General features: G+C 40.9%; 17 protein-coding genes, 3 tRNA genes and 5 rRNA genes. 11 read left to right on the top strand and 14 right to left on the bottom strand.

Annotation, left to right across the window (positions count from 1 at the left end; all coding sequences use genetic code 11):
• Window positions 1–58: 58 nt before the first annotated feature.
• The 5 genes from QF042_RS03405 to QF042_RS03385 form a co-directional block, all read right to left on the bottom strand.
• Window positions 59–373: an acylphosphatase gene (locus tag QF042_RS03405; RefSeq protein WP_307525362.1), complete on the bottom strand. Its 315-nt coding sequence runs from the start codon at window positions 371–373 to the stop codon at window positions 59–61.
• A 50-nt stretch (window positions 374–423) separates the two neighbouring features.
• Window positions 424–1,206, bottom strand: a complete 783-nt coding sequence (locus QF042_RS03400) for a nitronate monooxygenase family protein (protein WP_307525360.1) — start codon at window positions 1,204–1,206, stop codon at window positions 424–426.
• A 31-nt stretch (window positions 1,207–1,237) separates the two neighbouring features.
• Window positions 1,238–1,381, bottom strand: a complete 144-nt coding sequence (locus QF042_RS03395) for a nitronate monooxygenase (RefSeq protein ID WP_307525358.1) — start codon at window positions 1,379–1,381, stop codon at window positions 1,238–1,240.
• A gap of 153 nt (window positions 1,382–1,534) precedes the next feature.
• Window positions 1,535–2,701, bottom strand: a complete 1,167-nt coding sequence (locus tag QF042_RS03390) for an amidohydrolase family protein (RefSeq protein ID WP_307525356.1) — start codon at window positions 2,699–2,701, stop codon at window positions 1,535–1,537.
• 125 nt (window positions 2,702–2,826) lie between these two features.
• A tRNA-Thr gene (locus tag QF042_RS03385) sits at window positions 2,827–2,899 on the bottom strand.
• A gap of 354 nt (window positions 2,900–3,253) precedes the next feature.
• On the opposite strand from QF042_RS03385, the gene QF042_RS03380 reads away from it, so the two are divergent.
• The 4 genes from QF042_RS03380 (at window position 3,254) to QF042_RS03365 (ending at window position 5,833) form a co-directional block, all read left to right on the top strand.
• Window positions 3,254–3,568 (top strand): hypothetical protein, encoded by a 315-nt coding sequence (locus QF042_RS03380; protein WP_307525354.1) that lies wholly within the window; start codon window positions 3,254–3,256, stop codon window positions 3,566–3,568.
• Window positions 3,569–3,647: 79 nt separating this feature from the next.
• Complete coding sequence (locus QF042_RS03375) at window positions 3,648–3,959, top strand: hypothetical protein (RefSeq protein WP_057931900.1); 312 nt, start codon at window positions 3,648–3,650, stop codon at window positions 3,957–3,959.
• Between the two features lie 157 nt (window positions 3,960–4,116).
• Window positions 4,117–4,431, top strand: coding sequence for a hypothetical protein (locus QF042_RS03370; protein ID WP_307525351.1), 315 nt, complete (start codon window positions 4,117–4,119; stop codon window positions 4,429–4,431).
• Window positions 4,432–4,501: 70 nt separating this feature from the next.
• A complete protein-coding gene (locus tag QF042_RS03365; RefSeq protein ID WP_307525349.1) occupies window positions 4,502–5,833 on the top strand; it encodes a sigma-54 dependent transcriptional regulator in 1,332 nt (443 codons plus the stop codon).
• On the opposite strand, the gene QF042_RS03360 is transcribed toward QF042_RS03365, so the two are convergent.
• The gene (locus QF042_RS03360) at window positions 5,834–7,639 is read right to left on the bottom strand and encodes a hybrid sensor histidine kinase/response regulator (RefSeq protein WP_307525347.1); all 1,806 of its coding nucleotides are present in this window, start codon (window positions 7,637–7,639) and stop codon (window positions 5,834–5,836) included.
• Window positions 7,640–7,739: 100 nt separating this feature from the next.
• Window positions 7,740–8,312: a hypothetical protein gene (locus QF042_RS03355; RefSeq protein WP_307525345.1), complete on the bottom strand. Its 573-nt coding sequence runs from the start codon at window positions 8,310–8,312 to the stop codon at window positions 7,740–7,742.
• A gap of 141 nt (window positions 8,313–8,453) precedes the next feature.
• Between QF042_RS03355 and QF042_RS03350 the strand changes: the two genes are divergently transcribed.
• The 5 genes from QF042_RS03350 (at window position 8,454) to rlmN (ending at window position 12,561) form a co-directional block, all read left to right on the top strand.
• Window positions 8,454–9,143 carry a YafY family protein gene (locus QF042_RS03350; RefSeq protein ID WP_307525343.1) on the top strand — a complete coding sequence of 230 codons (690 nt, stop codon included), beginning with the start codon at window positions 8,454–8,456 and terminating at the stop codon, window positions 9,141–9,143.
• 72 nt (window positions 9,144–9,215) lie between these two features.
• Window positions 9,216–9,776, top strand: a complete 561-nt coding sequence (locus tag QF042_RS03345) for a DinB family protein (RefSeq protein WP_307525340.1) — start codon at window positions 9,216–9,218, stop codon at window positions 9,774–9,776.
• 115 nt (window positions 9,777–9,891) lie between these two features.
• Entirely contained in the window at window positions 9,892–10,413 is a 522-nt protein-coding gene (locus tag QF042_RS03340) for an NADPH-dependent FMN reductase (protein ID WP_307525338.1), read from the top strand.
• Between the two features lie 27 nt (window positions 10,414–10,440).
• Window positions 10,441–11,259 (top strand): 23S rRNA pseudouridine(2604) synthase RluF, encoded by an 819-nt coding sequence (rluF, locus tag QF042_RS03335; RefSeq protein ID WP_307525336.1) that lies wholly within the window; start codon window positions 10,441–10,443, stop codon window positions 11,257–11,259.
• Window positions 11,260–11,502: 243 nt separating this feature from the next.
• Window positions 11,503–12,561: a 23S rRNA (adenine(2503)-C(2))-methyltransferase RlmN gene (rlmN, locus tag QF042_RS03330; protein ID WP_307525334.1), complete on the top strand. Its 1,059-nt coding sequence runs from the start codon at window positions 11,503–11,505 to the stop codon at window positions 12,559–12,561.
• A gap of 566 nt (window positions 12,562–13,127) precedes the next feature.
• Here the strand turns inward: rlmN and rrf (QF042_RS03325) are convergent.
• The 7 genes from rrf (QF042_RS03325) to QF042_RS03295 all read right to left on the bottom strand — a co-directional run bounded on the left by rrf (QF042_RS03325) (window position 13,128) and on the right by QF042_RS03295 (window position 19,309).
• Window positions 13,128–13,239: ribosomal RNA gene (rrf, locus tag QF042_RS03325) — 5S ribosomal RNA — on the bottom strand.
• A gap of 186 nt (window positions 13,240–13,425) precedes the next feature.
• Window positions 13,426–13,537, bottom strand: a 5S ribosomal RNA gene (gene rrf, locus QF042_RS03320).
• A 185-nt stretch (window positions 13,538–13,722) separates the two neighbouring features.
• Window positions 13,723–13,834: ribosomal RNA gene (gene rrf, locus QF042_RS03315) — 5S ribosomal RNA — on the bottom strand.
• A gap of 129 nt (window positions 13,835–13,963) precedes the next feature.
• Window positions 13,964–16,840: ribosomal RNA gene (locus tag QF042_RS03310) — 23S ribosomal RNA — on the bottom strand.
• Between the two features lie 425 nt (window positions 16,841–17,265).
• Window positions 17,266–17,342, bottom strand: a tRNA-Ala gene (locus QF042_RS03305).
• An 82-nt stretch (window positions 17,343–17,424) separates the two neighbouring features.
• Window positions 17,425–17,499, bottom strand: a tRNA-Ile gene (locus tag QF042_RS03300).
• Between the two features lie 288 nt (window positions 17,500–17,787).
• A 16S ribosomal RNA gene (locus tag QF042_RS03295) occupies window positions 17,788–19,309 on the bottom strand.
• Together the 16S, 23S and 5S rRNA genes with 2 tRNA genes alongside form the textbook arrangement of a ribosomal RNA operon.
• A gap of 1,033 nt (window positions 19,310–20,342) precedes the next feature.
• Here QF042_RS03295 and QF042_RS03290 point away from each other — a divergent pair.
• Both QF042_RS03290 and QF042_RS03285 read left to right on the top strand, forming a co-directional pair.
• A complete protein-coding gene (locus QF042_RS03290) occupies window positions 20,343–20,945 on the top strand; it encodes a ComF family protein (protein ID WP_307525332.1) in 603 nt (200 codons plus the stop codon).
• A 59-nt stretch (window positions 20,946–21,004) separates the two neighbouring features.
• The gene (locus QF042_RS03285) at window positions 21,005–22,375 is read left to right on the top strand and encodes a hypothetical protein (protein ID WP_307525330.1); all 1,371 of its coding nucleotides are present in this window, start codon (window positions 21,005–21,007) and stop codon (window positions 22,373–22,375) included.
• Window positions 22,376–22,526 lie beyond the last annotated feature (151 nt).

Here is a 22,526-nt window from a genome sequence, read left to right as displayed (position 1 = left end):
CTGCGTATTGAGATAAGCCCCTTAGCGGAACAATATAGCAATCCAACAATTCAGCAATTTATTTTCTTAAGATTTCAAAATTACGATAGTTTTTTACTTCACCATTGCTTACCGTCACATTTTCTACCCGTGAGCGGTCGGGCCCTTCATGGCACCAGTTTACAAATTCTTCCAGAAAAACGTCTTCGCCTTCTGCTTCGATGTAAACTGATCCGTCTTTTTCGTTCCTCACAAAACCGTTCACCATCATTTGGTTGGCGATAATTTTTGTAGTTTCTCTAAAGCCAACGCCTTGCACTTTACCTGTTATCATTATATTGAGGTGTTTCACCCCTAAATCCCCTTGAGGGGACTTTACATTTTTTTCGATCATGCCAAAATTTATTATTGCAAAGTTAGTAAACCAATTGTGTATCGCTATGTTTATAAGTCCAATTCGCTTTGCAAACTATTTAATCTTTGCAGTTCGTACCTAAAACCCTGCCATATATCTTCCAGAATTTCTTTTGCAGGTTTAATTTCATTCAACATTGCCGAAACCTGACCGATTTCGAGTTCTCCATTTTCCATATCGCCCTCAAACATACCTGCTTTTGCCCTTGCTCTACCCAAAAGCTCCATTAAGCGGTTTTGGTCTGCACCTTCAGCTTCTGCTATGGATATCGCATCAGCAAATTCATTTTTCAGCAACCGCACCGGAACCAGTTTTTTCATGGCCAGTTTAGTATCACCTTCGGTAGCCGAAATAATTTTATTTTTAAACGCCGGATGGGCAGACGATTCTTCAGCAACAGCAAAAGCCGAACCGATCTGAACGGCATCAGCACCTAAGGCAAATGCCGCCAGCATGGCTTTTCCACTCCAGATGCCGCCAGCAGCGATAACCGGAATTCTAACAACCTCTTTTATCATCGGGATTAAACACATGGTGGTGGTTTCTTCTCTCCCGTTATGTCCACCTGCTTCGAAACCTTCGGCAACAATAGCATCAACGCCAGCTTCCTGAGCTTTCATGGCAAATTTTGTATTCGCAATTACATGAACAACAGTAATACCCCTTTCTTTTAAAAAACTCGTCCATGTTGCAGGATTACCAGCAGAAGAAAATACAATTTTTACTTTCTCTTCAACTACCACATCTATAATCTCCTGAATATTAGGATAGAGTAATGGAATATTAACGCCAAACGGCCGGTGCGTTGCCAATTTGCATTTTTGAATGTGTACTCTTAAAACATCAGGGATACATCGATCCCGCTCCAATAATACCCAGGCCTCCTGCATTAGAAACCGCCGATGCTAACCTCCAGCCACTGCACCAAACCATTCCGGCCTGAATAATAGGGTATTTAATATTTAAAAGTTTACAGATTGGGTTCATAAGGATAATTAACGTTACAAAATGGTTGGCAAATTATTGAAATATCCATTAAAATATTCATTTTTTAAGGTCAAACAATAAAATCACCTCAAAGAATTCTGGATAAACATACTACACATTAAAGCAGGAGATTTTTAAGGCGATTATGTTCGTTTAAATTAACCGCTTTACCTGATCGCTTTCAATAATAAAATCAGCTGAAAGCTGAATCAAGTTCAATCCTGGCTTTTTGCCAACTTCTATTGTTCCAATTTGTTGATTAAGCTCCAAAAATTCTGCTCCATTTATAGTTGCCCACCTCAAAAGCTCTTCAAAAGCAACCTGCTTGTATTTCTGCAAGGTGATCATTTCTGAAAGGATATTTAGTTGATGGTTACTGGCTAAACTATCCGTTCCCAAAGTAATTTTTACACCCTCCTCTATTAGCAGATCTACATCAGGTAAAGCATTTTCGATATATAAATTGGCCTGTGGGCAAAGGCACCAATACAGTTTGTTATTAATATGTTTAGCAAATTCAACATCAGCCCTGCTTGCAACAGTATTATGCACCAACAAAGTTTTTTGCTCCTTAATATAGGGCAACCAGGTTTGTAACGATGTTTTTTTAGTAGGGGCAAAGAAAGAAATATCGAGCCCTAAAAATTTGTAGAGCGCTAAAAAGCCGCCCGATTTATTTTCGAAGAAAGCATTTTCATCTTCAGTTTCCTGATTGTGAATACTAATAAAGGTATTATCTTTTTCGGCCTCTACTTTTATTAATTCGAACAATTCCGGAGATACTGAATAAGGTGCATGTGGCACAATTGAGGTGGACAAAGATCCAAAAGCTTGCTTAATTCCCTTTACATCATCCATTATTGCATCTGCCCGTTCCGGATTAAAGCCCATGGCTTCTATAAATGTATGGTAGTATATTTTGCTTTGCGCTTTTACCTCTTTTGACGAAATTTGATTGGAAATATCGCCTACGGCTACAATCCCGTTTTCGAACATTTTCTGGTCGGCAGCGTACATAGCCGCTTTAATCTCTTCTATATCGCCCTGTCTGCTTTTAATAATGCGTTGTACAAATTCTACTAAACCCGTTTGCTCCGGCATTTGCCTCAATAGGTGCGATAGTTCTAAATGGCAATGGGCATTGATAAAGCCGGGAACGATTGAGCCTTTATATTTTATGATATCCAAATCAAGGCTCCCGGCCTCTTCTTCGGTTAATACTTCTTCAATTTCGCCATCTGGATTTACAGCTACTACTCCATTTTTAATCGGCGGGGATGAAACAGGAAAGATCCAATCGGCTGAAAAGTATTTTAACATATCGCAAATTAGCGGAATAACCGGAGCAAATAAAAATATTTTTCCAAGCCTGGCTTATTTTGATGATGAAATGATTTTTGAAATTACTTCCCTAAAAAGAAATTAGAGAAACGGGGTAGAAAAAGAGCCTCCTATCGGAATCGAACCAATGACCTACTGATTACAAGTCAGTTGCTCTACCAGCTGAGCTAAGGAGGCTTTTAATCGGGCTGCAATGATAGAAAAAAATCTTCTTTTTTAAAAATTGAAAATTATTTTTTCGAAAATATTTAGTGTACTGTCAGATGTTACCACCTGACAGCTAAAGAACTCCAAAAGAATTTTTAAAATCCGTCAGGTGGTAACATCGGCACAAGAAAGTTTATACACGCCAACAAATACTGCAAATTTTGTAGTCATTCACCCCAAAGTGTGGAGAAATTCTACACTTCTAAAGTTTTGGCACACACATAAACAACTGTAAAACAATAAATTAAGTGTAAAAATAGATTTGGCATCATTGTGAAACATTAGCAAGTATCGTTACACAAATTAAATTTTTAAATATATACTATGAAAAAGTTCGTTTTAGCAGCAACAGTATTAGCATTAGCAGGATTCTCAGCAGTACAGGCAAGTGAAGTTAAAGATTTTAAAACTACTTCAATCGTTGCAGTTCAGGATAGCGCAGTGAAAACTCCGGTTAAATTGGAAGAACTTCCTGAGCCAGTAACAACAGCATTAAAATCTGATGCTTACAAAGGTTGGACTGCTACTGAAGCTTTCTCTGTTAAAGAAGGTACTAAAGAATATTATTTAATCAATCTTAAAAAAGAAGCTGAAACCAGTTCAGTTAAAATTGACAAAGACGGTAAACCAGTTCAATAATTAAAAATCAGTTATCGCTCCATAATTAACGAGTATTTAACGTAACGTGAGTTACAAACCATATTTAAAACAGAATATCATGAAAAAGATCATTTTAGCCGCTACTTTAGCATTCGCAGGATTCACAGCAGTTCAAGCAAGTGAAGTAAATACAATTAAAAATGCTGCAATTGTTGCAGTTCAAGATAGTGCTGTAAAAACTCCGGTTAAATTGGAAGAACTTCCTGCCCCAGTTACAACAGCGTTAAAATCTGATGCTTATAAAGGTTGGACCGCTACAGAAGCTTTCTCTGTTAAAGAAGGGACCAAAGAGTATTATTTAATCAATGTTAAAAAAGAAGCAGAAACTGGTTCAGTTAAAATTGACAAGGACGGTAAACCAGTTCAATAATCTCAAATAAATACACCGCATAGGCATAATCAATATAAGCGTGGCCTTCGGGCTGCGCATAACTAAAAATATATACCATGAAACCGTCATGATTTTCAAAATCATACAGTAATGATTAAATCATGGCAGCTTCATCACAAAAACAAAATTTAAACAGATGAAAAAATTAATTTTATCAGCTGCGTTCTTAGCTTTTGCAGGATTCTCAGCAGTACAGGCAAGTGAAGTAAATACAATCAAAAATGCTGCAATTGTTGCAGTTCAAGATAGCGCAGTAAAAACTCCTGTTAAATTGGAAGAGCTTCCTGCCCCAGTTACAACAGCGTTAAAATCTGACGCTTATAAAGGATGGACCGCTACTGAAGCTTTCTCTGTTAAAGAAGGAACCAAGGAGTACTACTTAATCAATGTTAAAAAAGAAGCAGAAACTGGTTCGGTTAAAATTGATAAAGACGGTAAGCCAGTACAATAAAAACCCAAATAATTACATCTACCTATTACAAGAAAGCCGGATTATGTCCGGCTTTTCTTATTTTTGTTACATGGCGAGAATCCTGATCTTAGAAGACGATACCACATTTGCTCAATTACTTGAAAGTTTTTTAACAAAAAACGGTCATGAAATTACCCTTGTAACCCAGGTAAAGCAATCTTTCAAGCAAGTTGAAAACAATGAATTCGACTTACTTTTAATCGATTACCGTCTTCCGGATGGGACAGGTCTTGAAGTGCTTACCCATATCCGCGATCTCGGCCTTTCCATATCTGCAATTATAATGACCAGTTTTAATGATGTTCGAACAGCGGTCAGGTCTATCCAATTGGGTGCTTTTGATTACATTACCAAGCCAGTTAATCCGGATGAGTTACTAATGGTGATTAAAAATTCTTTAGCTAAAAAGGATTTAAAAAGTGTTGAGCCAAGAGAAACAAATAGTGATTTTATAAAGGGAAAAAGTGCAATTGCAGATAAACTGTATGAACACATTAATTTGGTGGCGCCAACAGACATGTCAGTAATTATACAGGGCGAAAGCGGTACGGGAAAAGAATTTGCGGCCAGAACATTGCACCAACAGAGCAAACGTGCCGATAAACCTTTCGTTGCCATAGATTGCGGTGCATTATCGAAAGATCTGGCTGCCAGCGAATTATTCGGACATGTAAAAGGGGCATTTACAGGGGCGTTAAATGATAAAAAAGGTCAGTTTGAGGCTGCCAATGGAGGAACTTTGTTTTTAGATGAGGTGGGTAACCTGAGTTACGAAGTACAGGTTAAATTACTCAGGGCATTACAAGAAAGAGTGGTTCAACCTTTAGGCAGCACCAAACAGATTCCTGTTGATGTTCGCATCATCACCGCTACAAATGATGATCTGACCAATAGCATGCAACAAGGAGAATTTAGGGAGGATTTATATCATCGGTTAAACGAGTTTAAAATTCAGCTTCCACCGTTGCGAGATAGAGGCGCCGACTTAGAACTGTTTATCAACCACTTTATACAGCTCTCAAACCGCGATTTAAACCGGAACGTTAAAAGCGTTTCTAATGAGGCCAAATCACTTTTATTGAGTTACGATTGGCCGGGTAATTTACGCGAGCTTAGCAATGTGATTAAACGTATGGTTTTATTGAGTCCTGGCGATGTTGCCCAGATTAGCGCATTGCCTGAAGAAATGATGATTTCAGTCCGGCATCAATCGGCTCCGGGCAATTCATCCGATCTGAAGGCAGTTAACGAGCAGAACGAAAAAGCACTGATTACTGAAACCTTGATCAAGGTGAGGCATAACAAATCAAAAGCGGCCAAGATTTTAAACATCGACCGTAAAACCCTTTATGCTAAAATGGAACGATACGGTATAGAATAATTACCCGGCATTAGCGTAATCCATCTCTTCCATAAATGCAATTAAACTATCCAGTTTCCTAATCTGCAACAAAACTTCAGATTGAATAGGGGAGCTTAAACCTTTTTCAGCAATTTCTATTTCCAGCGTACGAAATGCATTTGCCAAAGTTTTTGAACCCATCTGCGCCGTGCGTCCGGCAATGCGGTGAACCAGTAACCTGGCCTGACCAGCGTCATTATCGGTTAAATATTTTTTCAGTGCTGCAGCATCATCTATAGAATCCTGTTTAAAACGGTTCAATATTTTCTCCAACATCTGCTGGTCGCCAAAGGTCATTTTCTCAATGGAAGAAAAATCGAACTCAGGCTGTTCGGCTAAAATTTCGGTTCTATCAAATATCGAAAGGATATCTACGGCTCTAAACGGTTTCATAATCAGTCCGTCAAAACCCTCACTCAAAACCATTTCCCGTTCTTCAGGTAAAACTTGTGCGGTAATGGCATAAAATTTAATGTGCCCTGGAAGTTTCTTTTTTAATAAATGGCAAAGTTCGAAACCTGTCATTTCGGGCATGCGCATATCAACCAATACGTACTTTAAATCGGGTTCGGGTTCTGCCTGTAAGATATCGGCCACCTGGGTAAAACTCCTAAACGGGATTTTATTTTTGTGAAAAATCATTCCACATAAGTCAAGAATGAGTTTATCATCATCAATTACCCAAACGGTGCCTGGGTTTACAATGACATAATGTTCTAAATCTAAGGTGTCGTTTACTCGCTCGGTGGTATTTTCATATTTCATGTAAATATTAAATGTGGTTCCCATGCCAGGTTTACTTTTCACATAAATCCTTCCGCCTTGTATTTCGATCAAAGATTTAACAATAGGCAGTCCAAGGCCCGTACCTGCCTGGTTAATAATATACTTTTCAGGAGACTCGATCTGTTCAAATTCATTAAAGATTTTTGGAATATCTTTTTCTTCAAAGCCTATTCCGGTATCTTTTATGGTAAAATGGAAATGCAGATCATCGCCTTGCTTTTTATACGAAACGGATAAGCTAATTTCACCTTTTAGGGTAAACTTTATAGCATTGCCCAACAAATTGAATAAAATCTGCTTTAATCTAAATGCATCGCCTTTTACAAATTCAAGCTGTGCAAGATCTAGTTTTACGTTTAATTGCAGCGATTTCTGTTCTGCCAACGGCTGCATTACCGAAACAACTTCATCCAATGCCTGACCGATATTAAATACCTGGTTATTAAAACTAAATTCCCCTGAAATAATCCGGTTATAATCCAATACTTCGTTCACGATCTGAAGTAAATGAATGGAAGATTGATAAATGGCATCCACATCTTTCTTATTCGGCACCTCCTGTTGGGTAATCAGTTCGGCATAACCTAAAATAGATTGCAGTGGCGTCCTGATCTCATGACTCATGTTAGATAAGAACCGTTGCTTCGCTTTACCATGGTATTCTGCTTCATCTTTAGCAAGTTCCAATGCTCTTCTATACCTGTTGCTTTTTGTAATATCGGCCAAAATTAAATACAGCAGAATAACCGTTAACAGAAAAAAGATAATGATAATGGTTGTAATCTGTGTAATCCCATCGTTAACCACTTCTTTGGCCTGTATACCATTTAAATCTACCTGAGCCACCGCTTCGCCCTCAACCTCTCTTAAAATCTGCAACATTTGGGCTGTTAAAGCATTACTGGCATTGGACAGATCTGCTTCGCGTTTTAAAAATTTCTGACTTTTCTGACGCTGCTCCAGTTCGATGTTTTTTAACGAACCCGTCATGCTTTTCATGATGCTATCCTCAGCTTTCGCATTTAAGGTATCGCGCTTTACTTTAAACTCTTCATTGATAATTTTATAGACTTCCGATTTTTTCTTTCCAAAAAGCTTGTTAAAAAAAATTCCGCGATTTCTTCTCTTCTTCAGGAGCTACCGTAGTAGTCGATGTGGTTGTTTCTGTAGTCAGGACCGCACTATCGGTTTGTCTTGCCCTTATCGCAACCAATTCATTTAATTTCTGGACCTCGTTGGAGAAAGATTTGGTATTCACCAATGTTTCTCTCACCTTTAAGTAGTTGATAAATTGCTTATCCCGATCGGTTAACAGATTCTTTATTGATTTTATTCTGGCCAACTGGGCAGAATCACCCCGGTACAATTTACGTAGTGTATCTAAACTGGATCTTAACTTACGTGATTCTTTAAGAAAGCTATAGGTACCTTGTTTATTGAAAGCCTCGTCTCTTTGCAGCTGATCTAACCGGGCAATTTTGTGCGAGAGATCATTTACAATCCTTAAACGATCGTTCGGGGCCGAAATTTCTTCAACGGTATCGAGCATCCTCGTAAAAGCAAACTTGCTGATACCCCATGCCAATAACAAAGCAAAACAGGCAAACAGGAAACCTATAATTACTTTACTTTTTATTGCCCGGAAGAAACGCTTTTGGATAACAGCAGCCATTTAATTCAGATTATATACATTAAACCAATATGATAACGGTTTAACCTGTAGAAATGATATGTGTTTATCTTTTACAAATAACGTACCACAAGAAAAATTGATTAAAAAACTTTAATTTTAATCGCCTAAATAAACCAAACTATGAACCGCATCGACCGACTTTTCGGAATCCTAACCCTGCTTCAATCCAAAAAATACATTACTGCAGAAAAAATTGCGGAAAGGTTTGATATGAGTGTGCGTACGGTTTATCGCGATATTAAAGCATTAGGCGAACAGGGTATACCAGTAAGTTTTGAGCAGCATAAAGGTTATTATCTAGTTCAAGGTTATTTTCTGCCACCTGTTTCTTTTAATATGGATGAGGCCAACGCACTGCTGTTGGTTGAAAGTTTAGTGAATGGATTTGCCGATAATTCTATCCGCACCCATTATTCTACGGCATTGACAAAGGTAAAAGCAGTATTAAAAACGGGTCAAAAGGAAAAGCTCGAAACTTTAAATCAACATATTAAATTGCAGATTCCGGAAAGGTTAAATTTTAACTTCGAATACCTGTCGCTTATTCAGCACGCCATTTCCGAAAAACACCTGATCGAACTGGATTATAAAAACAATAAGGAAGAAGTAAGCAAACGAGAAGTAGAGCCAATTGGCCTAATTTTCTATGCCTTCAGCTGGCATTTAATTGCCTGGTGCCACTACCGGAACGAATACCGTGATTTTAACTTGACCCGGATTATCTGCCTTAAAAACCTGGGCATTCCTTTCAAAAAAACGCAGCACATGCCACTGAGCGAGTACATGCATCTACTTCCTGTAAATTATTAAAATAATATTTTTCACACTGCCATAGGGTTGTCAGTGGGCTGTATTTTCTTTGTGTAAACAAACACCAAAATCATGAGTATAGCCGATTTATTACTAATGGATTTACACACCGCAGAAAAAACAAAACAGAAAAATATGGACATTATTAAATTATTATTGAAAGAGTTGGAAGCCGAATTTAATACCACAAAAAAATTCCTGGCTATTGTACCAGCAGATAAATTTGACTGGGCACCACACGAAAAAAGTATGAAAATGAAATCACTTACGGTTCATATTGCCGATCTGCCGAGCTGGGTTTCTTTAGCTTTAACTACTGATGGGCTGGATTTCGAAACAGCACCTTATGTAGAAAAACCTGTAGAGAATGCTGGTGACCTCGTTAAAATTTTGGAGGAAAATTATGCAAAAGGGAAAGCAGAATTGGAAAAAGCAACAGAAGAAAGTTTAAATGGCCGTTGGGTATTGAGTATGGGCAAACAAGTTTTAGCCGATTATTCTAAATACGAAACCATCCGCCACTCGCTTAGCCAAACCACTCACCACAGGGCACAATTGGGTGTTTATTTAAGATTACTTGATATCCCGATCCCAGGCAGTTATGGACCAAGTGCAGACGATCAAAACTTTTAGTTTTTAATATTCAGAATAGGCTGTCAAAACCTGGTGCGTTTTGATGGCCGTTTTGAATAACGGTTGGATTACCGGACGAACTTGATATTCCATTTTTGCTTTGCTACTTTTAGCAATGAAAAAAATATTGGCAATCTCAGGAAGCACTAAAGCGACATCAACCAATGCACTTTACATCATCGCTATATCCAGGCTCTTAGGCGGAGGCTTCGAGGTAACAAACTTTCCATCCATTGCAGACATCCCACATTTCAATCCTGATTTAGACAAGGAAAATCCACCAAAGGTTATCGAAGAATTTCGAATAACCATGCAAAAGGCAGATGGTATCATCATCTCTACGCCTGAATATGCAATGGGTTTACCTGGCTCGTTAAAAAACCTGCTCGATTGGACCGTAAGTTCAGCATCATTTTCAGGGAAACCCGTTTTAGCACTGGTTGCCTCAACCCAAGGCGAAAAAGCTTATCAATCCATCATCGATATTTTAACCGTAATTGAAGCGAAGGTATCGCCACAGCTTATTTCATTTGCAAAAGCGAAAATTAATAATGAGGCAGGGATTACGGATAAGGAAACTTTAACTGCGCTTAAAAGCACTATCCATTCATTTGTTGCCAGTATGGAAAATGGATAACACGATTTATTTCCGTAAAATTGCAGTATGAACAATAACTCTGCAACCCGTTTAAATAAATTCATTAGTGAAAGTGGATTATGTTCACGTCGTGAAGCAGACCGTTATATCGAAAAGGGTACGGTTTTCATCAACGGAAAAAGAGCTAAAGTAGGCGATCAGGTTTCTGCAGGAGATAAAGTGATGGTTAACGGCCATAATATAGAACCTAAAGAAGAAAGTAATTTTATCCTCCTGGCCTTTAACAAGCCTGTAGGCATTACGAGTACTACTGAAGGCAGCGTACGCGATAATATTGTTGATTACGTAAATCATAGTGAAAGAATATTTCCCATTGGTCGATTGGACAAAGATTCCTCAGGTCTGATCTTCCTGACCAACAACGGCGATATTGTTAACAAAATTTTAAGAGCAGGGAATAAACACGAAAAGGAATACGTAGTAACAGTTAATAAACCCATCACCGAAGATTTTATTTTCGAAATGAGTAATGGTGTTCCTATCCTGGGGGTAAATACACGCAAATGTAAGGTAAGGCAGATCAGCACTTTTGTATTCAATATTATCTTAATTCAGGGTTTAAACAGGCAGATCCGTAGAATGTGCGAACATTTTGGTTATGAAGTAACCAAACTAGAGCGTACACGTATCATGAATATCAACTTAAAAGGCATTCCAACCGGAGAGTTTAGAGAACTTACAGAAGATGAGATGAAAAGCATCACCAAAAGTATTGAAAATTCATCATCAGAGGCTAAAGCAAAAACCAAAAGCACTAAGAAAAAAGCAAATGCCTGGGAAGAAATTCCTGAACTAAGAGAAGAACAACCAAAAAAAATCATTTAAAGCGAAATCATTAGGTCAAAAATCTTCTGGCAAAAAACCGGCTGGTCACTCAGGCTCAAAACCTGCTGGTAAAAGTAATACCACGAACAGAAACTCGAGGCCTGCAAAAGGTAAGTCAGCAAGTAAGCCAAACTCAAGAGGCAGAGGAAGATAAGCCAAGAAATTGTAAAATTCGGTCTTATCTAACTGCCTTGTACGCTCCACTTTTTTACCTTCTACCTTTTTTAAGTACCTTTGCAGCAAATGGTAACAGCAAAAAAAACCGATATCCGTGCATTAGATCTGCCTCAGTTGCAACAACGCCTTGTAGCAATGCAGCAGCCTGCATTCAGGGCTAAGCAGATTTACCAGTGGCTTTGGGAAAAATCGGCTACAGATTTCGAGCAGATGAGTAATCTTTCTAAAGATCTTCGCAAGGTATTGGATGAAACTTTTGCCATTAATGCGGTTCAGGTTAACAATTCCCAGTTCAGTAACGACCACACCATTAAAAACACTTTCAGGTTAGCAGACGGGAATATTGTAGAGGGTGTTTTAATCCCTTTAGAAGACCGTATGACGGCATGTGTAAGCTCTCAGGTAGGCTGTAGTTTAACCTGTAAATTCTGTGCAACTGGCTACATGGACCGTAAGCGTAATTTAAACGCTGATGAGATTTATGACCAAGTGGTACTGATTGATAAACAAGCGAAGCAAAATTACAATAACCCACTTACCAATATTGTGTATATGGGCATGGGAGAACCGCTGTTAAATTATGCAAACGTAATGAAGTCGATTGAGCGCATCACTGCTCCCGATGGCTTAAATATGAGCTATAAGCGTATTACGGTTTCTACTGCTGGTATTGCTAAAATGATCAAGAAATTAGGTGATGATGGAGCAAAATTTAATTTAGCACTTTCGCTTCATGCTGCTGATGATAAAAAACGTAATGAAATCATGCCGATTAATGAGGCCAACTCATTAAAAGCATTGGCAGATGCACTTAAATACTATTTTGCTAAAACCAAAAACCCGGTAACTTACGAATACATTGTTTTCAATCACTTTAACGATGAAATTTCTGATGCAATGGATTTAGCTAAATTCTGCAAACACATTCCTTGTAAAGTAAACCTGATTGAATATAATCCCATTTCTTTCGCTGATTTCACCAATGCAGAAGGAGATAAAATTGATGCTTTTTCTAATTATTTAAAAAGTCAGGGAATCAATACCAACATCCGTCGTAGTCGTGGTAAAGATATTGATGCCGCTTGTGGCCAGTTAGCAGTTAAAGAAGAAGCGGCTAACGCTTAATCTCAAATCAAATATTCTTTTCAATAGAGCGCAGCCTTTCAAGTAATACATTTATTTGGAGCGCGCTAGCAGTAACATGTATGTCTGGTTCCGTCCTGCTGTCCGTTTTACTCCGCCAATGAAGAATTGGCTTCGTGTCCACTTCCATCAGGGCTATGGGGCAAACTCCGGCATCCAACTACCTTAACTTTTCTTAACTCCTTAATGGTAGAAAATAACCGCTGATAGAAATGCTTTTAAACTTAAAGCAATTAAAACCATTAAGAAACATGCTGTCAACGCCTCAACTTTTTATTTCAATAAATAAACGGCCAATAGATAAGGGCTCTGCGGAGATCAGCGCTATCTGCGGGAACAAACCTTAACGCTCTTTACTTCTTAATGATCCGAAACTAATCCAGGTTTATTTACCATTAAGAAGTTAAGCGCATTAAGAAGATTATTATGAAACAGTCCCTTAACTTTCTTCATTCCTTAATGGTAGAAAAAGATAGCGAACGGCTGGAAGGAAATGCCTATAAACCAAGAAAACCCTTGAGCATTGCTGCTGAAGGGTTTCTTTTAAGATTTGGCACCGACCTACTCTCCCACGTGTTACCGCAGTACCATCGGCTCTGGTGGGCTTAACTTCTCTGTTCGGAATGGGAAGAGGTGGACACCACCGATATAGGCACCTGAATATTTTATTGAGGTAGAAGGTAGAGGGTATAAAGGTGGAGGGTAAACCCTACGCCTTTATACCCTCTACCTTCTACCTTTGTTCTATTTCAATTGTACTGGACGTAAACCCGCTCCGGGATTTATATAGCCTTGTATATAACCAAGAAAACCCTTGAGCATTACTGCTAAAGGGTTTCTTTTAAGATTTGGCACCGACCTACTCTCCCACGTGTTACCGCAGTACCATCGGCTCTGGTGGGCTTAACTTCTCTGTTCGGAATGGGAAGAGGTGGACACCACCGATATAGGCACCTGAATATTTTATTGAGGTAGAAGGTGGAGGGTATAAAGGTAGAGGGTAAACCCTACGCCTTAAGCCTTTCGCCTTAAACCTTTGTTCTATTTCAATTTTATTGGACCTAAACCCGCTCCGGGATTTATATAGCCTTGTATATAACCAAGAAAACCCTTGAGCATTACTGCTAAAGGGTTTCTTTTAAGATTTGGCACCGACCTACTCTCCCACGTGTTACCGCAGTACCATCGGCTCTGGTGGGCTTAACTTCTCTGTTCGGAATGGGAAGAGGTGGACACCACCGATATAGGCACCTAAATATTTTATTGAGGTAGAAGGTAGAGGGTATAAAGGTGGAGGGTAAACCCTACGCCTTAAGCCTTTTCGCCTTAAACCTTAAACAGTATTGAAAGAAGTTATTATGAAGAACAAACAACAGTCTGTTTGCTTTGAAAGCTTCGGATGATTAGTACTACTCGACTGTGCTGTCGCCAGCTTTACATCTGTAGCCTATCAACGTAGTAGTCTTCTACGGTCCTATATGGAATTCTCATCTCGTGGCTAGTTTCGCACTTAGATGCTTTCAGCGCTTATCTATTCCCAGCGTAGCTACTCTGCAATGCCCCTGGCGGAACAACAGATTCACTAGAGGCTAGTCCAACCCGGTCCTCTCGTACTAAGGTCAGCCCCACTCAAAATTCCTACGCCCACAACAGATAGGGACCGAACTGTCTCGCGACGTTCTGAACCCAGCTCGCGTGCCACTTTAATCGGCGAACAGCCGAACCCTTGGGACCTTCTCCAGCCCCAGGATGTGACGAGCCGACATCGAGGTGCCAAACCTCCCCGTCGATATGAGCTCTTGGGGGAGATCAGCCTGTTATCCCCAGCGTACCTTTTATCCTTTGAGCGATGGCCCTTCCATGCAGAACCACCGGATCACTATATCCGTCTTTCGACCCTGATCGACTTGTCTGTCTCACAGTCAAGCAAGCTTATGCTATTGCACTCCGCGTACGGTTACCAAGCGTACTGAGCTTACCTTTGAAAGCCTCCGTTACCTTTTTGGAGGCGACCACCCCAGTCAAACTACCCATCAAACAATGTCTCCGATAAGATCGGATTAGACACCGAATACAGAAAGGGTGGTATTTCAACGTTGGCTCCACGACGCCTAGCGACGCCGCTTCAAAGCCTCCCACCTATCCTACACATCCTGTATCCAATGTCAATGTTAAATTGTAGTGAAGGTGCATGGGGTCTTTCCGTCCCGTTGCGGGTACCCGGCGTCTTCACCGGGACCACAATTTCACCGAGCTCATGGCTGAGACAGCGCCCAGATCGTTACACCATTCGTGCAGGTCGGAACTTACCCGACAAGGAATTTCGCTACCTTAGGACCGTTATAGTTACGGCCGCCGTTTACTGGGGCTTCGATTCAATGCTTCTCCTTGCGGATGACATCCCCTCTTAACCTTCCAGCACCGGGCAGGTGTCAGGCCTTATACCTCATCTTTCGATTTTGCAAAGCCATGTGTTTTTGTTAAACAGTCGCCTGGGCCTTTTCACTGCGGCTGACATTGCTGCCAGCGCCCCTTCTCCCGAAGTTACAGGGCCATTTTGCCGAGTTCCTTAGCCATGATTCACTCGAGCACCTTAGAATCCTCTTCCCGGATACCTGTGTCGGTTTGCGGTACGGGTTTTTATAACCTGAAGCTTAGCGGTTTTTCTTGGAAGTCTGATTACCTGCGCTATCCACTCAGCCGAAGCCTCGTGGTACTATCAGCGTTCAGCTAGATCGGCGGATTTGCCTACCGTTCTAATACCTACAGCCTTTAACGATCTATTCCGTCAGATCGCGGCAGTGTCACTACTCCGTCCCCACATCGCAGTTATAAAAAGTACTGGAATATTAACCAGTTGTCCATCGAATTTCCCCTTCGGGTTCTCCTTAGGTCCCGACTAACCCTGATCCGATTAGCGTTGATCAGGAAACCTTATCCTTTCGGTGGGCGGGTTTCTCTCCCGCCTTATCGTTACTTATGCCTACATTTGCTTTTCTAGAAGCTCCAGCACCCATTACCAGATACCTTCGCTGCCGCTAGAATGCTCCCCTACCGATATATTTCAATCCCATAGCTTCGGTGTACAATTTAATGCCCGTTTATTATCCATGCCCGATCGCTCGACTAGTGAGCTGTTACGCACTCTTTAAATGAATGGCTGCTTCCAAGCCAACATCCTAGCTGTCTGTGCAATCGGACCTCGTTAGTTCAACTTAACTGTAACTTGGGGACCTTAGCTGATGGTCTGGGTTCTTTCCCTCTCGGCGCGTGACCTTAGCACCCCGCGCCTCACTGCAGATCATATTTAATAGCATTCGGAGTTTGTCTGGATTTGGTAGGATTTGACTCCCCCGCACCCAATCAGTAGCTCTACCTCTATTAAACTTAATATCCACGCTGTTCCTAAAAACATTTCGGGGAGTACGAGCTATTTCCCAGTTTGATTAGCCTTTCACCCCTACCCACAGATCATCCGGAAACTTTTCAACGTTTATCGGTTCGGTCCTCCAGTACGTGTTACCGCACCTTCAACCTGTCCATGGGTAGATCACAAGGTTTCGCGTCTACCCCCTCTGACTATACGCCCTATTCAGACTCGCTTTCGCTTCGGATCCGTGCCTTAGACACTTAACCTTGCCAGAGAGGAGTAACTCGTAGGCTCATTATGCAAAAGGCACGCCGTCACGCAACTTGTACGCTCCGACCGCTTGTAAGTACACGGTTTCAGGTTCTATTTCACTCCCCTGTTCGGGGTTCTTTTCACCTTTCCCTCACGGTACTGGTTCACTATCGGTCTCTCAGGAGTATTTAGCCTTACCGGATGGTGCCGGCAGATTCCCACAAGGCGTCTCCGACCTCGCGGTACTCAGGATACTACTAGGCTAGCATTCTATACGTGTACCGGGCTATCACCGTGTATCGCTGGGCTTCCCATCCCATTCCACTTCTGTTTGCTAATGCCACATTGTAGTCCTACAACCCCCACTTTGCCGTAACAAAGTAGGTTTGGGCTCTTTCCCGTTCGCTCGCCACTACTTAGGAAATCATTATTATTTTCTCTTCCTCTGCTTACTTAGATGTTTCAGTTCGGCAGGTTTGCTCATTATATGTGACTAGTCTTCAACTAGCCGGGTTGCCCCATTCGGAAATCTTCGGATTAATTCCTATTTGCAAATACCCGAAGCTTATCGCAGCTTATCACGTCCTTCATCGCCTCTGAGAGCCAAGGCATCCCCCGTGTACTCTTTATTACTTTCTTCTACTTGTACGCCTTTTGCGCCGTACAGTATGCTTTTTTTGCTCTTGTTATGATGTCTCATACTTGTTGGTTGATTGCTCTCCCTTCAAGCGAGCACAAACACAACAGTCGCCTATTGTTGTTTGCTCTTCTTTTTTAACTTCTTCCAATATGTCAAAGAACTTTATTAAGGTTGAAGGTGGAGGGTATAAAGGTAGAGGGTTTCATTGTCCCCTAACTAAGCCTCGGTTCAGCCTTATTAGTAAAAATCATGGAGTCGAACCATTCAACAGTTTCCTGTCTTGCCCCTTCGGCTATTTCTTCTTTCTTAATCTTTATGTCAATGTATATTATCTATCCCGATAATAAGGTGTTATTTCTGTTGTGGTGTGGTTCAGCTATAGGTCTTACCCTACACCTTCTACCTTTTAACCCTCAACCTTTAATGGTGGAGAATAACGGAGTCGAACCGTTGACCTCCTGCGTGCAAGGCAGGCGCTCTAGCCAGCTGAGCTAATCCCCCAGATTTTAGTTACCAGTTAACAGTTGTTAGTTTTCAGTTTAAACTGTCCACTGTAAACTGCCAATCGTAAACTTAAAACGTGTAGTCCCGTCCAGATTTGAACTGGAGACCCCTACATTATCAGTGTAGTGCTCTAACCAGGCTGAGCTACGGGACTGTTGATTTAAGGTCGGCTTATAGTATGCAGTATATAGTATCTTACCGCTACTGCTTTTCCTTTGGCTTTCCCCATCTTCATATCCGTTATGCTTTCGCTCTATTGCTATTGCACACCGTTTCTTCTGGGTGTTTCTTTTTTTCTCTTTTTTTTATAAAGTATTTAGTATCAAGTATCAGGTTAATTAATGTAAGGCCTTAAACCCTATACCTTTTACCTTCAGCCTTATTACCCTCTACCTTAATTAGAAATATCATGTTGCGTGGCGAGTAGGCGGTGCTACTCCAGAAAGGAGGTATTCCAGCCGCACCTTCCGGTACGGCTACCTTGTTACGACTTAGCCCCAGTTATCGGTTTTACCCTAGGACGCTCCTTGCGGTTACATACTTTAGGTACCCCCAACTTCCATGGCTTGACGGGCGGTGTGTACAAGGCCCGGGAACGTATTCACCGCGTCATTGCTGATACGCGATTACTAGCGAATCCAACTTCATGGGGTCGAGTTGCAGACCCCAATCCGAACTGTGAATGGCTTTGTGAGATTCGCATCATATTGCTATGTAGCTGCCCTCTGTACCATCCATTGTAGCACGTGTGTAGCCCCGGACGTAAGGGCCATGATGACTTGACGTCGTCCCCTCCTTCCTCTCTGTTTGCACAGGCAGTCTGTTTAGAGTCCCCACCTTAACGTGCTGGCAACTAAACATAGGGGTTGCGCTCGTTGCGGGACTTAACCCAACACCTCACGGCACGAGCTGACGACAGCCATGCAGCACCTAGTTTCGTGTGATTGCTCACTTATCCATCTCTGGATAATTCACTAACTTTCAAGCCCGGGTAAGGTTCCTCGCGTATCATCGAATTAAACCACATGCTCCTCCGCTTGTGCGGGCCCCCGTCAATTCCTTTGAGTTTCAATCTTGCGACCGTACTCCCCAGGTGGAACACTTAACGCTTTCGCTTAGCCGCTGACTGTGTATCGCCAACAGCGAGTGTTCATCGTTTAGGGCGTGGACTACCAGGGTATCTAATCCTGTTTGATCCCCACGCTTTCGTGCCTCAGCGTCAATTAAACCATAGTAAGCTGCCTTCGCAATCGGTGTTCTGAGACATATCTATGCATTTCACCGCTACTTGTCTCATTCCGCCTACCTCTAGTCCATTCAAGCCCATCAGTATCAAGGGCACTGCGATAGTTGAGCTACCGTCTTTCACCCCTGACTTAACAGGCCGCCTACGCACCCTTTAAACCCAATAAATCCGGATAACGCTTGGATCCTCCGTATTACCGCGGCTGCTGGCACGGAGTTAGCCGATCCTTATTCTTCCGGTACATTCAGCTCTCTACACGTAGAAAGGTTTATTCCCGGATAAAAGCAGTTTACAACCCATAGGGCAGTCTTCCTGCACGCGGCATGGCTGGTTCAGAGTTGCCTCCATTGACCAATATTCCTTACTGCTGCCTCCCGTAGGAGTCTGGTCCGTGTCTCAGTACCAGTGTGGGGGGTCATCCTCTCAGATCCCCTAGTCATCGTCGCCTTGGTGGGCCGTTACCCCGCCAACTAGCTAATGACACGCATGCCCATCTCAATCCCATAAATGTTTGATCATTACACAATGCTGTGCTGTGATTTTATGCGGTATTAATCCGGATTTCTCCGGGCTATCCCCCTGATTAAGGTAGGTTGCATACGCGTTACGCACCCGTGCGCCACTTTCATATCCAGCAAGCTGGATAATCTCGTTCGACTTGCATGTATTAGGCCTGCCGCTAGCGTTCATCCTGAGCCAGGATCAAACTCTCCATTGTAAAATGTGTTGTAAGATGCTGACCAGTTTTAACTATTGTTAAAAATAGTCTTCTTTTTGTTATGTTGTCTGTTAGACACCACCTTTAAAATAAAGCTACGTAATCATGTACTTTGATCAGTACTCCATTACCTCGCTACGCTACATTGACATCTCTTTTAAGAACTTATTGACCGTTAACCTCGCGGTTGGTCTTTATATATCGTCGGTTTCAGTTTCAGCCGGTCTTCTTCGTCCAGCCTGTGTTTCACCCCGTTTCAATCTTTTTTTTCTATCTTCCCGACATCCGCCGTTCCGATTATTTTCCCTTTACTTATCGTTGGGAGTGCAAAGGTAAGGATCTTTTTTGAAACCACAAATAAAATAAATTTTATTTTCTGATCTTCTTTTCTTCCTCTCCTTTATTTCAATTGCCAGGTTTAGCTGGCTTTCCGTTCTTCCGAACCGGGCTGCAAAGGTAACAATCTTTTCCTCTTTCGCAAGATCTATTTTAAAATAAATCCGCTCTCCTTATCACCCTACCACCTTTTCATTAAAACCCTTCCTCCGAAGCGGGATGCAAAAGTAGGAAATTTAATCGCCCCTGCAAAGCTTTTTTATAGAATGATGCGGGGTTCAACGTAACCACATGGTTCTCAACAAGAAAAAATGTTACCGTAGATAAAACTTTTTGAGCGAAAGGGTGTTTCAGGCTGCCTATTCCCTCAGACTTCCCGGGTTTTCCCTGCGCCATGCCGTTTAAAACCCCGGAAGTCCCTGCCAATTAAACCCGATTGGAATGAAAAGCCCACAGCGTATGCGAGGACTTGTAATGAAAAGCGGGAACAAACCTATATAGTAGCACAGAACCTGCTTTTCCTAAAAAAGACTATATAACTTTACCGCAGCTTTTATAAAAACCATAATATATACTCACAAATATTTTATAAATTAGTTAGATGCTTCTGGTTAAACAATGGACTTCTGACTTATTTGGACTACTATTTCCAAATTTATGCAATGCGTGCGGAACTCATCTGTTTCGTCATGAACAGTTGATTTGTTTAAAATGCTTATACGATCTTCCTTTTACAGACTATCACCAATATGCAGATAATAGGGTAGCAAAGCAATTATGGGGTCGCTTACCACTTCATGCTGCAATGGCCATGTTGTATTTTAGAAAAGGAGCGAAGGTTCAAAACTTAATCCACAACTTAAAATATAACGGCAAAACCGATGTTGGGGTACTGTTAGGCAATATGTTGGGAGAACGGCTAAAAACCGGAATTCTTTACCAAGATATCAATATCGTTATCCCGGTTCCTTTACATCGCAAAAAATATAAGATCAGGGGATATAACCAAAGTACCTTTATTGCAGAAGGAATTGCAGTGCAAATGGGAATTGATGTTAGCGAAGATCACCTCATCCGGAAAACTTCTACAGAGAGCCAAACTAAAAAAAGCAGGTATAACCGTTACGAAAATATGAAAGATGTTTTTCACGTAAATGCTCCTGAAGATATAATCGGCAAACATATTTTACTGGTTGACGATGTAATTACCACCGGCGCAACGCTTGAAGCCTGTGCCAATACACTCTTAGCTATTGGGGCGGCAAAAGTGAGCATTGCAGCGCTCGCCTTTGCAGAATAATTACGATTATAAGGTTTATTGCTATTGTAAGTAGCCAAACATTTTTCTAAGTTTGATTTATGCGTTTAAATATTGGTTTGGTACTTTTAATCTTATTCGTGGCTTCAGCTTGCCGGAAGGGGGAACGCATTACCACAGACCCAAATGCTAAACTGAACATTCCCAATAAAGAGATATTATTTGATACCATTTTTACTTCGGTAGGCTCAACAACCAAAAGAATAAAGATTGCCAACAAAAATAATGATGCGGTTAAAGTTTCCGAAATCAGATTATCAGGCGGCAACACTTCGGCTTTTAGCATTAACATTAACGGGGAGCAAACGCAGCACAAAAATGATCTCATCATAAACGGCCAGGATTCTATAAACCTCTTTGTCAAAGTTTCGATCAACCCAAATTCAACCAACCTGCCCTTTCTGGTTCAAGATTCTATTATATTAAATACAAATGGAAATAAACAGGTGATTCAGCTTTTAGCTTACGGGCAGAATGCAGTGTTTGTTAATACATCAACAATTAACGCCAATACCCTTTGGACAAAAACTTTACCTTATATTATTAATGGATCATTAACCGTAAGGAGTGGAGCTTCATTAACCATCCAGCCCGGGACTAAAATTTATTTTCACAAGGATGCCAGTTTAAACATAGAAGGAAACCTCATGGTTAATGGCAGCTTTATGGAACCTGTACTATTTTGTAGTGATCGGCTCGAAAAAATATATAGTGACGAGCCTGGACAATGGAAAGGAATTTTCTTAAAACGCACCGGATATGGACTGATTAAAAATGCGATCATCAAAAATGCATCGGTTGGCATTACCTCCGATTCTTTATCCATTAACAGTCCCAAATTAATTTTAAGTAATAGCCTGATTAAAAACATGCAGGTAGCGGCTTATATTGGCTACCACTCAGAACTGTTTGCATTTAACAATGTGATGTATAACTGTGGAAATTACTTAATATATGCAGTAGGGGGAGGGAATTATAACCTGAAACAGAATACCTTTGCAGGTTATAACTTAAATTTTCCACGTAAAACGGCTTCACTCAGCTTTTCAGATTATTTATCTGCAAATGCTTACAATAAACTTCAGATAGATTTAACCAATAATATCATCTGGGGCAGTTTAACAAATGAATTGGATATCCAAAAGAAAACCTCAGCCATCGTACAATTGAATTTATGGAGCAATTTAATCCGATCTAACAACAGCACCTACAACAACAATGGCAATATTTTAAATACCGATCCTCTTTTTATTAATCGGGAACTGGAAAATTTTGAAGTATCGCCCAATAGCCTAGCCAGGAAAAAAGGAGCTGACTTAAGCACTGACCCGTATTTCTTTAATTATCTCCATAAAGATGCTAAAGGAGATGCAAGAATTTACCCCTCAACCTTAGGCAGTTACGAGAAATAACATATTTTTTTTATTTTCTCAAAACAAAACGGCGAGAATTTCCGTTTATATATTCGAGAGCGTTAATTTAGATGGTAAGGGTCGATATTTCTTCAAAGAATATCGGCCCTTTACTTTTTACCAAGATTTTAAGATTGCCACTCCATTTTTA

It is taken from the genome of Pedobacter sp. W3I1 (assembly GCF_030816015.1).
Taxonomy (GTDB): Bacteria; Bacteroidota; Bacteroidia; order Sphingobacteriales; family Sphingobacteriaceae; genus Pedobacter.
Note: the sequence above shows the minus strand (reverse complement) of the source record. Positions and strands in the feature narration are given on the sequence as shown.

Excerpts from the sequence above, each read along its gene's own strand:
- QF042_RS03375 (WP_057931900.1), top strand. The coding sequence starts at position 3,648 with ATGAAAAAGATCATTTTAGCCGCTACTTTAGCATTCGCAGGATTCACA.
- QF042_RS03360 (WP_307525347.1), bottom strand. The coding sequence starts at position 7,639 with ATGAAAAGCATGACGGGTTCGTTAAAAAACATCGAACTGGAGCAGCGT.
- QF042_RS03340 (WP_307525338.1), top strand. The coding sequence starts at position 9,892 with ATGAAAAAAATATTGGCAATCTCAGGAAGCACTAAAGCGACATCAACC.
- QF042_RS03365 (WP_307525349.1), top strand. The coding sequence starts at position 4,502 with ATGGCGAGAATCCTGATCTTAGAAGACGATACCACATTTGCTCAATTA.
- QF042_RS03345 (WP_307525340.1), top strand. The coding sequence starts at position 9,216 with ATGAGTATAGCCGATTTATTACTAATGGATTTACACACCGCAGAAAAA.
- QF042_RS03390 (WP_307525356.1), bottom strand. The coding sequence starts at position 2,701 with ATGTTAAAATACTTTTCAGCCGATTGGATCTTTCCTGTTTCATCCCCG.
- QF042_RS03370 (WP_307525351.1), top strand. The coding sequence starts at position 4,117 with ATGAAAAAATTAATTTTATCAGCTGCGTTCTTAGCTTTTGCAGGATTC.
- QF042_RS03405 (WP_307525362.1), bottom strand. The coding sequence starts at position 373 with ATGATCGAAAAAAATGTAAAGTCCCCTCAAGGGGATTTAGGGGTGAAA.
- QF042_RS03395 (WP_307525358.1), bottom strand. The coding sequence starts at position 1,381 with ATGAACCCAATCTGTAAACTTTTAAATATTAAATACCCTATTATTCAG.
- QF042_RS03285 (WP_307525330.1), top strand. The coding sequence starts at position 21,005 with ATGCGTTTAAATATTGGTTTGGTACTTTTAATCTTATTCGTGGCTTCA.
- rlmN (WP_307525334.1), top strand. The coding sequence starts at position 11,503 with ATGGTAACAGCAAAAAAAACCGATATCCGTGCATTAGATCTGCCTCAG.
- rluF (WP_307525336.1), top strand. The coding sequence starts at position 10,441 with ATGAACAATAACTCTGCAACCCGTTTAAATAAATTCATTAGTGAAAGT.
- QF042_RS03355 (WP_307525345.1), bottom strand. The coding sequence starts at position 8,312 with ATGGCTGCTGTTATCCAAAAGCGTTTCTTCCGGGCAATAAAAAGTAAA.
- QF042_RS03380 (WP_307525354.1), top strand. The coding sequence starts at position 3,254 with ATGAAAAAGTTCGTTTTAGCAGCAACAGTATTAGCATTAGCAGGATTC.
- QF042_RS03350 (WP_307525343.1), top strand. The coding sequence starts at position 8,454 with ATGAACCGCATCGACCGACTTTTCGGAATCCTAACCCTGCTTCAATCC.